We start from the raw sequence: 12,228 nt of genomic DNA, 5'->3' as shown, positions 1-12,228 counted from the left end.
TCTATCTAGTTTCCTTTGAAGAAGTTTTACCAATTTGGAAAGGCTAGGTTTACAACTATATTGTAAAAAACCGCTATTTTTCTAAACTGAAAAATCCATTGAGTTTAGAACTGTAATGTGGATTTATGCAATTAGATTTGATGTAAGTTGTTGATTTTACATTTTGCCAGTTTAAGACATTAATGTAAAAAGACAGGAACGGCTGGCTAACGCCACTATACAAGGCATCACACCTATACACTTTTTTAGATTGAATGCTTTACTGCGGATCTGAAGGCTGTACGCGTATAGTTTTAATCTTTGGCGTAGTAACTTAGGTTTCATTCAAATGAAGATCACTGAGGATCTGAAGAGAACCTATGGCCCAGGTTAAGCATGTGTACCAGGCAAAAGGAACGGCTGGCTAACGCCACTATACAAGGCATCACACCTATACACTTTTTTAGATTGAATGCTTTACTGCGGATCTGAAGGCTGTACGCGTATAGTTTTAATCTTTGGCGTAATAACTTAGGTTTCATTCAAATGAAGATCACTGAGGATCTGAAGAGAACCTATGGCCCAGGTTAAGCATGTGTACCAGGCAAAAGGAACGGCTGGCTAACGCCACTATACAAGGCATCACACCTATACACTTTTTAAATGGGCTAACTTTACTTTGGATTTGAGGCATGTATAGGGTTGTTATACTGTTATAATTTCTCATCTTTTTATATTTCACCCCTAATCTCTTATGAAACTCATTGATAACCTCAACAATACTTTAGGTTCAGATATAGGGGAAAATCTCAGTAGCAAATCCAGATTAAAGATTGCCGCTTCATACTTTTCAATCTATGCCTATGCTGCTTTAAAAAAAGAATTAGAAAAGATCGAAGAGCTGCAATTTGTTTTTACATCTCCAACCTTTGTCGCTGATAACGTCACAGATAAGCTAAAAAAGGAAAAACGTGAGTTTGTTATTCCTAAACAAGACCGTGAAAGCAGCCTGTATGGAACAGAATTTGAAATTCACTTAAAAAATCAGTTATCACAAAAAGCAATTGCTAAAGAATGTGCAGATTGGATACGACGAAAAGCCATATTCAAGTCAAATAATAGCAATGCACCTATGCAGGAATTCATAAGTATTCAAAAACCAGAGCAATCTTTAACCTATATGCCTATTCAAGGGTTTACCCCTATGGGATTAGGTTTTGAAAGAGGCAATGCGATTTCCAATATGGTGAACTGCTTTGATGAGCAACCAATGGTGCAAACCTATATTCAGCTATTCAATCAAATTTGGAATGACACCTCAAAAGTTGAAGATGTCACCAGTGAAATTATTCGACACATTGAGTCTGTCTATCAGGAAAATCCACCTGAACGTATTTATTTCTTAATGCTTTACAATATCTTCAAAGACTTCTTGGAAGATATCAATGCAGATGTCATGCCGAATGATCTCACAGGTTATCAAGATACCTTAGTATGGAATAAGCTGTTCAATTTCCAAAAAGATGCAGCAGTAGGCATCATCAATAAACTAGAAACCTATAATGGCTGTATCTTGGCGGATAGTGTGGGGTTAGGTAAGACCTTCACTGCATTGGCCGTAATCAAATACTATGAATTACGCAATAAGAGCGTTCTGGTTTTATGTCCTAAGAAATTGGGAGCAAACTGGACGAATTATAACGCCAACCTAGTCACGAACATTTTTGCTAAAGACCGTTTTAGCTACGATGTGCTGTATCACACGGACCTCTCTCGTAAAGGTGGTGAAACCCTAGGTATAGATTTAGCGAAAATCAATTGGGGCAACTACGATTTGGTTGTGATTGATGAATCGCATAACTTCCGCAACCGTGGCACGTTCAAGGATCGTGAAACACGTTATGACCGCTTAATGAATCAAGTGATTCGTCAAGGCGTGAAAACCAAAGTACTGATGTTGTCTGCTACACCAGTAAATAATCACTTTACTGACCTCAAGAATCAGCTCGCCCTTGCTTATGAAGGCAATGCAGCTTTATTGGAAAATAAGCTCGATACTGAACGTGATATCGAAACCATATTCCGTAGAGCACAGGCCAGCTTTAATGCCTGGGCAAAACTAGATCCTGCCCAACGGACAACTCAAGCAATTCTTAACCTTCTAGATTTCGATTTCTTTAAGCTGTTAGATAGCGTGACGATTGCTCGTTCAAGAAAGCACATTCAAACTTTCTATGACACCAAAGATATTGGACAGTTCCCTCAACGACTCAAGCCAATTTCATTCCGTTGTGCATTATCAACCGATCAGGATAGTGTTTCTCTGAATCAAATTTATGCAGATCTTTCTTTAATCAAGATGTCAGTTTATGCACCAGTCAGTTATATCTTTCCAAGTGCCTTAAGAAAATATGAAGAGATTTTTGATACTCGTGTAGAAGGCAAAGGTAAGTTAAGACAGGTAGACCGTGAAAAAAGCTTACAGGCGTTGATGACCGTTAACTTACTGAAACGCTTAGAAAGTTCTGTTCACGCTTTTAGGCTGACGCTGAATGTGTTAAAGAAAAATATTGAGAATGTACTTGCTAAAATTGCCGACTTTGAAGCACGTCAAGCGGATGATGAAGTTAGTATTTCACCAGACTTTGGCTACGATGAAGATGAAAATGGCGAGTTACTCAATACTGAAGATCTCATCGGTAATAAGCTCAAAATTCATTTGGCCGATATGGATCTATTGAGCTGGAAAACGGATCTAGACGGTGACTACCACATTATTCTCGGTTTACTGCGAATGATTCAGCCAATTAACGCTGAAAAGGATGCCAAACTACAGCATCTTAAAGCGCATGTTGTTGAGAAAATTCAGAACCCAATTAATGCCAGTAACCGTAAAGTCATCATATTTACTGCATTTGCGGATACAGCGAATTATATCTATGAGCATATCGCACCGATTTTGCTGCAAAGCTATGGTCTGCACAGTGCCAAAGTGATCGGCAGTGATAATACTTCAACGATCAAGACCAGAGTGGGAAGCCGTCAAAGTTATGATATGCAGGGCTTGCTCACTCTATTCTCTCCACAATCAAAGCAAAAACCAGACATATTCCCTGAAGAGTCCAGAGAAATTGATGTGCTCATTGCGACGGACTGTATTTCTGAAGGTCAAAACTTACAGGACTGTGATTATCTAATTAATTTCGATATTCACTGGAATCCTGTACGCATCATTCAACGCTTTGGTCGTGTGGATCGTATTGGCTCATCAAACAGCGTCATTCAGCTCGTTAATTACTGGCCTGATATTAGTCTGGATGAATATATTAACTTGCGTGAACGGGTCGAGAATCGCATGGTGATCGTCGACATGACCAGTACTGGAGATGATAACGTCCTCAGTGCCCAAGCTAATGATATTGCCTATCGTCGTGAACAATTACAGAAGCTACAAACTGAAGTTTTAGACTTGGAAGATGCCAACACAGGTGTTTCGATTACTGATTTAGGTTTGAATGACTTCCGTATGGATTTGCTTGGTTATATGGAAGAACATCCTGAATTGGAGCGATTACCGAATGGACTACATACTGTTGTACCTGCACAGCCAGAACTCGGTTTAAATGCAGGAGTAATTTTCACCCTAAGAGCACGTCATCCTGAGTCGCCTAACAGCCAAAGCAACCGCCTATATCCATATTACTTAGTTTATATTAATCAAGGCGGTGAAGTCGTTTATGACTACACCCAAGCCAAATATTTATTGGATGTAGCGCGTAAAGCATGTCGAGGAAAAGATCATCCGATTCCTGAAGCATATGAAAAGTTTAATGAGAAAACCAATGATGGACGAGATATGAGCCAGTATTCAGAATTGTTGGATATTGTGATTCATACCATTCAGGACGTAAAAGCGGAAAAGGATATTGATAGCTTGTTTTCAGGCTTGACTACATCAGCGTTGGTAGATGTGGTTTCTGGATTAAACGACTTTGAGCTGATTAGCTTTATTGTGATTGAAGAACCTTAAGCATGAAGTTATACAAGTTTCCGCAGCAGGCTAAAGTGGATCGGTTAATTCCGAAAAATAAGTTTTATGAGCAAGGAAAAGCCAATACCAAGATCGAACAGCTATTTGTTAATCAAGTAGAAAATATACGGTGGGCGTACAAGTTGGCTTCATCTACAATTCACCTCCAAGATCAGGAAGATTTGAAGGAAATTCAAATCTTTCGAGTAAAAAGTCGGGTTAAAGATTTAGATGTGTCAATTCTATCTTTCATTGATAAACTCATTCTCACTCCAATTATTTTTGAAGTTGTTTATCAAGATAAAGTGAAAGTTGTTGCAAGCTATAAGCGTTTGAATCAAGCAAATAAAACTAAAGCGGTGATAGGTCAATATTATGCTTCGGAGTGGCTAGAAGATCATGATCGTATTGAATTGCCGCTTTACTTAAAACTGGCTGATCTATATGAACATTTCATCGCACAGATATTGCCGATTGCATTAAGCGAAGATTCAGGAGACGATGATGAATCCGTTTCTATTGAACTTAAATTGCAAAGAGCTCAACAACTTGAAAGCTTGCAAAAGCAGCTTGATAAGCTGAAATCCAAGTTGAGAACTGAAAAACAGTTTAATCGTAAAGTTGAGCTAAATAATCAAATTAGATTGCTTGGTGCTCAGTTAGATAAGCTGCGTAATAATAATATGTTATAATAAAAAAAGGCATTTGGTAGGAGATTTATCATGAATGTGCAAGAAATGATTAAGCGTAGCCGTGAAAATGCAAAAAAACGCACTCCAGAACAGCGCCGAGCTTTTCTGCAACGTGCGAATATTCTAGATGCTAATGGTTGCTACAAAGCAGAGTTTTTTTCTGAGGAAACAGTAGCAGCGAGTAAAGCTCGAAATGCTCAAACGGTTGTAAATGGATATGTACACAAATAAGACTTCTTTTGTCTTTGGATTCCATGGATTAGATGAGGAAATTGGTCGTAAAATTGTATCAGGTATTGAGGAAATTAGACCAAGCAAAAACAACTATGATTGGCTTGGTCATGGTGTCTATTTTTGGGAAAATAACCCTGCAAGAGCTCAAAAATGGGCAGAAAGTCAAAGCCAGAGAGCAAATACTAGTGTAAAAGCGCCTTTTGTAATTGGAGCTGCTATAGATTTAGGCAATTGTTTCGATCTATTGCAACAGGATTGTTTGGACTTTTTAGCGGCTCAGTATGAAGATATGATTGCCGATCTTGAATTAGAAAATGAGCCGCTACCAGAAAATAAACCCTGGACTGAACAAGATATAGATTTTAAGAAACGGGAATTAGATTGTGCTGTTATTCGATACGCTCTTGAAACTGCAAAAGAGATGGGAATACAGTATGATTCTGTACGAGCTGCATTTTGGGAAGGGAAAGAACTTTATTCCAATGCAGGTTTTAAGCAATATAATCATATTCAAATAGCTATTATTAATCCAGATTGTATTAAAGGCATTTTTATCCCTAGAAAAATGCAAGATCCAAATACATAAATATTTTCACTCCCTTTATTTTTTTTATATCCTTCAAATATTTGGAATAGTAAGTTATGTCCATTTCTGACCACCTAAAGATGCACAGCCCTAACCTAGTCGATAGCAACATCGAAAAGATTGCAGCACTATTCCCAAACTGTATTACCGAAACCAAAGATGAAAATGGTGAACTGAAAAAAGCTGTTGATTTTGACTTGCTTAAACAAGAACTTTCACAAATTTTGGTTGAAGGTGAGCAAGAACGCTATCGTCTTGATTGGGTGGGTAAAAAAGAAGCTATTTTAACGGCTAATGCCCCGATTGCTAAAACTTTGCGTCCATGTCGTGATGAAAGCGTCAATTTTGATAAGACAGAAAACTTGTTTATCGAAGGTGATAACCTCGAAGCATTGAAACTTCTGCAAGAAAATTACTTGGGCAAGGTCAAAATGATCTACATTGATCCACCGTACAACACGGGTAATGACTTTATTTATGAAGATAATTTTGCTGAAAGTACCAATGTATTTTTTGAACGTTCCAATCAAGTCGATGAAGAAGGAAATCGCTTAATTGCGAATACTGAAAGCAATGGGCGTTTTCATTCTGATTGGTTAAGTATGATATATAGCCGTTTAAAATTAGCTAGAAATTTACTTTCGGATATTGGTGCAATATTTATAAGTATTGGGCCAGATGAACTATCTAATTTAGTTAAAATCAGCGATGAGATTTTTGGACGCCAAAATAGAATTTCGATATGTGTTAGGCAAGCTAAAACAGGAGGTAATACAGGAACCTTCTTTAGTCCCAATGTGGAATATTTATTAATATATTCTAAAGATTTAACATTGATGAAAAATGGTTTCTCTGTGCCTTTAAGCACAGAATTAAAAGAAAAAATCTACAATCAAATTGAAACTGCTGAAGGTGAAAGAAAAGGGCAATATTACAGAGCTATGGGGCTGTATCAAGCATCATTGAAAGATTTACGTCCTAATCAAAAATATTTTATTGATTGTCCAGATGGGACAAAAGTTCTTCCACCTTGTGAAATACAAGATGAAATAATGCGAACAGGAGATGGTCGTTGGAGATGGACTAAACCAAAATTTCAAGAAGAGCTTTTGAAAGATAATGTGCTGTTTAAAGAAACTAAAAATAGCCCTCTCGTGGATCAATTCGGTAACCAAAGCAAATGGAATATTTATACAAAAATTTGGCTAAATGATAGAGAGGAAAGTGGACAAGTACCGAGTGATTTAATTTTAGGATTCGAAAATAGACATTCATCTAAAGAAATTCAGGCATTAGATTTACATTTTAATTTCGCTAAACCAACTGAATATATAAAATATTTAGTTGAATTAATGAAGTTAGAAAAAGGGGACATAATTTTAGATTTTTTTGCCGGTTCATCAACAACGGCTCATGCTATTTTGAAGCTAAATGCTGAAGATCATGGAAACCGAAAGTTCATTATGGTGCAGTTACCTGAGCAAACAGATGAAAAATCCGAAGCTTATAAATCAGGTTATAAAACCATTGCTGAAATTTCAAAAGATCGTATCCGACGCGCAGGTAAAAAAATTTTGGGAGAAAATGCAGATAAAGAAGGTATCGAAAATTTAGATATTGGTTTCCGAGTTCTAAAAATCGACTCAACCAATATGAAGGATGTCTATTACACTCCTGATGCTTTAAAACAAGCTGATATTTTAGATTTAGCTGACCATATTAAAGCAGATCGTAGTTCTGAAGACTTATTGTTCCAAGTCATGCTTGATTGGGGACTTGAACTTTCTTTGCCAATTGAACGTAAAACTGTTGCAGGAAAAGAAGTGTTTTACGTTGCAGGCAATAGCCTTGTCGCATGTTTTGATGATTTGACTTTCGATGTTGTTGATGAAGTTGCCAAAGATCATCCTTTACGCTTCGTATCAGCAGAAAAAGCCATTCATCTGGACCATGATAAAACCAATATCAAAGAACGCTTTAAACAGCTCTCTCCTGATACCGAAGTCAAGTTTCTTTAAGAGGGTTTAAATAATGGAAATCCGTTTTAAAACCCTTGGTTATCAAAAAGACTCTGTACAAGCGATTGTGGATTGCTTTAAAGGACAACCACGTTCTGAAGGTCATCGTTATATGATTGACCAAGGTGCAGCTAAAGCTAAAAAAGCAACGGCACAGGTTGATATGCTTGAAGAAACCTTAGATTTACAAGGTGGTAAGGCTAAAAAAGTTGTTGCAGATGTTGGTTTTGAGAATGCACATATTTATGATCTGCAAGCTGTACTGAAAAACATTCAGGACGTACAAGCGGCAAGTGGATTACAAAGATCATCTCAACTCATCACGGATGATAATGGCAAAGGCAAGAACCTGACCAAAAGTCCATTAAACCTTGATATTGAAATGGAAACAGGTACAGGTAAAACCTACTGTTATATTCGTACCATGTTTGAACTGCATAAGCAGTATGGTTGGTCGAAATTTATTGTGGTCGTACCAAGCATTGCCATTCGTGAGGGCGTTTACAAAAGTCTGAATATGATGGCTGATCACTTTCAAGAGCAATACGGCAAAAAGGCCCGTTTCTTTATCTATGATTCCAAAGCATTACACCATTTGGAAAGCTTTAGCTCGAATGGTGGGATCAACGTCATGGTGATTAACGTTCAAGCCTTTAATGCGACAGGTAAAGATAACCGTCGTATTTATGATGAACTAGATGAATTCCAATCGCGTCGTCCAATTGATGTGATTAGTCGTAACCGTCCAATTTTGATTTTAGATGAACCGCAAAAGATGGGCGCGGATAAAACCCTAGAGTCTTTATCTAACTTCAACCCATTGTTTATTCTGCGATATTCCGCGACACATAAGCGAAATTATAACCTTGTGTATAGGTTGGATGCTTTGGATGCCTATAACCAAAAACTTGTGAAAAAAATCACTGTAAAAGGTGTGGAAGTACAAGGCTTAACAGGTACACATGGTTATTTATACTTACAAGACATCATTGTATCTAAATCTGCACCTGTCGCTCGCTTGGAAATTGAGATAGAAACCAAGAATGGTTTTAAACGTGAAGTCAGAAAGGTTAGTAAAGGCGATAACCTTTACGATATTTCCAATAAAGCTGAACAATACAATGACCGTTATGTCGTCTCAGACATTGATGCACGTGATAACTCTATGACTTTCTTGAATGGCACAAAAATTCATGTGGGTGAAGCATTGGGGCATGTTGATGAAAAGATCATGCGAACCATTCAGATCCGTGAAACTATTCGTGCACATATTCAAAAAGAACGTCAGTTATACAATCAGGGTATTAAAGTCCTGAGTCTTTTCTTCATTGATGAAGTGGCAAAATATCGTCAATATGATGAGGATAATAATTCTGTAGATGGCGAATATGTTCAAATTTTCAAAGAACAGTATCAACAGGTACTCAATGAAGTTCTGGATCTAAACTTAGAAAATGACCCATATTTTGACTATCTGAAAGCAATTGAGGTAGACCGTACTCACCACGGTTATTTCTCAATTGATAAGAAATCAAAACGTCTTACCAATCCAGCAATTGATAAGAAAGCTGAAGAAGCTCAGGTTTCGAATGATATAGATGCTTATGATCTAATTCTTAAAGACAAAGAATCACTTTTAGCTTTTCCAGACCCACTTGATTCTGAACTGGATAAACAAAAAAAGAATGTTCGTTTTATCTTCTCTCACTCAGCCTTACGGGAAGGTTGGGATAACCCGAACGTGTTTGTGATCTGTACTTTAAAGCATTCAGATAACGTGATTTCCCGTCGCCAAGAAGTTGGCCGTGGTATGCGCCTTGCAGTGAATAAATTTGGCGAACGTATGGATGCCAACCATTTCCAAGGGGCATTAGGAGAAATTCACAAACTGAATAATCTCACAGTTGTGACCAATGAAAGTTACAAAGAGTTTGTGTCGAATCTACAATCAGAAATTCTGAATACGATTCAGAATCGCCCGACACAAGCGACCCCTGATTACTTTAAAGGGAAAATCTTTAAGTTATCAGATGGTTCTAGTGTTGAAGTCACTGAATTGATGGCAAAGCAAATCAATAAGCATCTGTCTAAGCACGATTATATTGATGACAATGATCAGTTAACGCCAAAATATCACGAAGCGAAAGAGCAAGGTACGCTGGCTGAATTGCCTGAAAACTTGGTTTCATATACTGAGCAAATTCACAAGCTGATTGATGGACTGTTTGATCCTAAAGCTTTGGAGGGTATGGCTGATAATGGCAATAAGAAGCTAACCAATACGATCAACCAAGCCAATTTAGAACGTAAAGAGTTTCAGGCTTTATGGTCTCGTATTAACCGTAAAGCCGTTTATCAAATTCATTTAGATTCTGAAAAACTCATTGAGCAAAGCATTAGTGCTGTTGAACGTACGGCTAAAGAGCGTAACAACAAATTTGTGGAAACGCTGAGTTATAAACTTGCTGAAGCAACGCAGAATGATGAATCCACCTATGAGCAAGTCAAAGCCAAAGAAATGTTTGGGAAGGTGACTTCAAAAACTGAGGTTGCGAATATTTCTATTCAGTCTCAAGTGACCTATGACCTAATTGGCAATATTGCCGATGATACCAATCTCACTCGTAAAACGGTTGCCCGTATCTTACAGGGAATTAACGCTGCGGTATTTGCACAGTTTAAGTTGAATCCAGAAGCTTTCATTCGTGAAATGAGTCGTATCATTAACGAGCAGCAGGCTAAAATGGTCATTCAAGGACTGAAATATAATCCTTTAGATAGTACTTATCCTGACAATGAAATCTTTGTGAGTAATGAGAATATTCCATTACAGTCGTATAAGGCAGAGCGCCATATCTGGGATTACGTAGTCACCGACTCTGATAATGAGCGTAAATTTGTTGAGGAGCTGGATGGTGCAGATGAGGTGGTCGTCTACGCTAAACTTCCTGATCGTTTCCAGATCCCTACGCCTTTTGGTAGCTATAACCCTGACTGGGCAATTGCTTTCAATAAGGATAAAGTACGCCAAATCTATTTCGTTGCAGAAACTAAAGGCTCAATGCTAGACAGTGACCTAAGGGAAAAAGAGAAACGTAAAATTGACAGTGCTAAAAAGTTCTTCGCTACTTTAAATCAAGAAAATCAATCATTGGAGGATGTAGTTCATTATTCGGTGATTGATAGTTTTGGTACTCTGATGGAATTAGTTAAATAAATATTAACTGTAAACAGATGGTGAAACTTATATGAGTTTCACCATCTTATGAAGACCTGTACCAAGCATAACAAAAGGCTGCCCCCACTATACAAGACATCATACCAATACACCTTTCCTGAAATACCCTTTAATAGTATCAATGGATAGATTTAGTTCTAATGCAATTTCCTTATATTTTAAACCTTGGGCTTTTAATTCAATCGCTTTAGATTTATTGGTCTGAAGACTTTCACGATAGATGGCCCGTTCAGCTATCCCTTTTTCTCGTCTTGATTCCAAGGTTCTTTCCAACTTCCTTTCTCTTGCCAATTCATTTGGAATAATAGCCCTTAAGCGTGGTAAGACTTCTTCAGGAATAAGATCCTCTAACTCACGATAAATCGTTTCTCGTCTGTAGCGATAACGATGTTCTTTACCTTCAATTTGGGTCTTTTTGGCTCGGTTGATTACACTTGAACAATAAGAAAGAGCTTCTTGATGTGACAAGCTTGGAGTAAATTTTCTTGCACACTCAGCGACTTCATTTTCTAGTGCATCTGAAATAGTAAACCAACTTAAAGCGTTTGCTAGATGGTACAACAATAGGTCACGCATACCAGCTGGTAGACCTGGGCCTTTTTTATTTAAAGCCACTTGGCACTCAATGATGATTAAAAGATCCTGATAAACAAGATACCAACGAGCATAAATACTGCCAGCTGTATTTGCTTTTCTGACAGGTTTTAATCCTTTATTAGCTCGAAGAACATTAATATCTCGGATCTTATCTTTATATGTGATTTGACAACACAAACGTAAACTGGACATTAAAGTCCTAAACTTTAACAATATAGTTGTAAACAAAGAGAGATTAAAAAAAATGTCAAATTTTACAGAAGCATATATTCCAAGTTTTGGATATGGTTGGTATAACGAATCTATTTCTTATGATGCTTTAACAGGTGTACATAAAAATCTATATGCAAAAACAGATCAAAAAGCTACTAATGGCAACCAACGAACAGATAATTCAAGTAACCCAAGTGGGTATCGTGTTAGAGCAGGGTTTGTTGATCCTAAAAGTGATAAAAGATTTTAGAATGTATCCGGTACACACTATGAAACCCTAGATAATGGGTGAGCTGTTTCTCAATACACATCTGCAAAAGATTGCAATTTTAAATTTGGGCAGTTTTTATAAAATCTTATGAAAAAGAATAAAATTCTATTAATAGTTCTTGTGGTTGGTATTATTGTTTTAGGTATTGTAATTTTTATAAAATCTCAAGCAGTTACAGAAACAAAAAGATTGGGTAACGGTGAAAATACCAACCATAATGAAACGAGTTCATCTTCCAAACCATCTATCTAGTTTCCTTTGAAGAAGTTTTACCAATTTGGAAAGGCTAGGTTTACAACTATATTGTAAAAAACCGCTATTTTTCTAAACTGAAAAATCCATTGAGTTTAGAACTGTAATGTGGATTTAT

General features: G+C 37.2%; 8 protein-coding genes. 7 read left to right on the top strand and 1 reads right to left on the bottom strand.

From position 1 onward, the window contains the following. Positions 1–733: 733 nt before the first annotated feature. Genes DYI81_RS17060 through DYI81_RS17035 form a run of 6 tightly spaced genes read left to right on the top strand, consistent with a single transcriptional unit; the run spans position 734 to position 10,756 of the window. Positions 734–4,009, top strand: a complete 3,276-nt coding sequence (locus DYI81_RS17060) for a helicase-related protein (protein WP_107010034.1) — start codon at positions 734–736, stop codon at positions 4,007–4,009. Between the two features lie 2 nt (positions 4,010–4,011). Then, positions 4,012–4,701, top strand: a complete 690-nt coding sequence (locus DYI81_RS17055; RefSeq protein ID WP_107010033.1) for a DUF4391 domain-containing protein — start codon at positions 4,012–4,014, stop codon at positions 4,699–4,701. A gap of 30 nt (positions 4,702–4,731) precedes the next feature. Then, entirely contained in the window at positions 4,732–4,932 is a 201-nt protein-coding gene (locus DYI81_RS17050; RefSeq protein WP_107010032.1) for a hypothetical protein, read from the top strand. Beyond that, on the top strand, positions 4,913–5,521 hold the full coding sequence (locus DYI81_RS17045) for a hypothetical protein (protein ID WP_228199087.1): 609 nt from the start codon (positions 4,913–4,915) through the stop codon (positions 5,519–5,521). The genes DYI81_RS17050 and DYI81_RS17045 overlap by 20 nt, the downstream gene beginning before the upstream one ends. A gap of 56 nt (positions 5,522–5,577) precedes the next feature. Beyond that, positions 5,578–7,539, top strand: coding sequence for a site-specific DNA-methyltransferase (locus tag DYI81_RS17040; protein ID WP_107010030.1), 1,962 nt, complete (start codon positions 5,578–5,580; stop codon positions 7,537–7,539). Between the two features lie 13 nt (positions 7,540–7,552). Beyond that, entirely contained in the window at positions 7,553–10,756 is a 3,204-nt protein-coding gene (locus DYI81_RS17035; RefSeq protein WP_107010029.1) for a DEAD/DEAH box helicase family protein, read from the top strand. A 99-nt stretch (positions 10,757–10,855) separates the two neighbouring features. On the opposite strand, the gene DYI81_RS17030 is transcribed toward DYI81_RS17035, so the two are convergent. After that, a complete protein-coding gene (locus DYI81_RS17030; protein WP_117008154.1) occupies positions 10,856–11,566 on the bottom strand; it encodes a hypothetical protein in 711 nt (236 codons plus the stop codon). Positions 11,567–11,618: 52 nt separating this feature from the next. Here DYI81_RS17030 and DYI81_RS17025 point away from each other — a divergent pair, with 52 nt between their 5' ends. After that, on the top strand, positions 11,619–11,837 hold the full coding sequence (locus tag DYI81_RS17025; protein WP_228260134.1) for a hypothetical protein: 219 nt from the start codon (positions 11,619–11,621) through the stop codon (positions 11,835–11,837). The last annotated feature ends 391 nt before the right edge of the window (positions 11,838–12,228 follow it).

The organism is Acinetobacter sp. SWAC5, from assembly GCF_003419885.1.
GTDB lineage: Bacteria > Pseudomonadota > Gammaproteobacteria > Pseudomonadales > Moraxellaceae > Acinetobacter > Acinetobacter cumulans.
Note: the sequence above shows the minus strand (reverse complement) of the source record. Positions and strands in the feature narration are given on the sequence as shown.

Bases quoted from the DNA above. Each gene is read 5' to 3' on its own strand.
- DYI81_RS17055 (WP_107010033.1), top strand. From the start codon at position 4,012: ATGAAGTTATACAAGTTTCCGCAGCAGGCTAAAGTGGATCGGTTAATT.
- DYI81_RS17030 (WP_117008154.1), bottom strand. From the start codon at position 11,566: ATGTCCAGTTTACGTTTGTGTTGTCAAATCACATATAAAGATAAGATC.
- DYI81_RS17040 (WP_107010030.1), top strand. From the start codon at position 5,578: ATGTCCATTTCTGACCACCTAAAGATGCACAGCCCTAACCTAGTCGAT.
- DYI81_RS17060 (WP_107010034.1), top strand. From the start codon at position 734: ATGAAACTCATTGATAACCTCAACAATACTTTAGGTTCAGATATAGGG.
- DYI81_RS17025 (WP_228260134.1), top strand. From the start codon at position 11,619: ATGTCAAATTTTACAGAAGCATATATTCCAAGTTTTGGATATGGTTGG.
- DYI81_RS17050 (WP_107010032.1), top strand. From the start codon at position 4,732: ATGAATGTGCAAGAAATGATTAAGCGTAGCCGTGAAAATGCAAAAAAA.
- DYI81_RS17045 (WP_228199087.1), top strand. From the start codon at position 4,913: ATGGATATGTACACAAATAAGACTTCTTTTGTCTTTGGATTCCATGGA.
- DYI81_RS17035 (WP_107010029.1), top strand. From the start codon at position 7,553: ATGGAAATCCGTTTTAAAACCCTTGGTTATCAAAAAGACTCTGTACAA.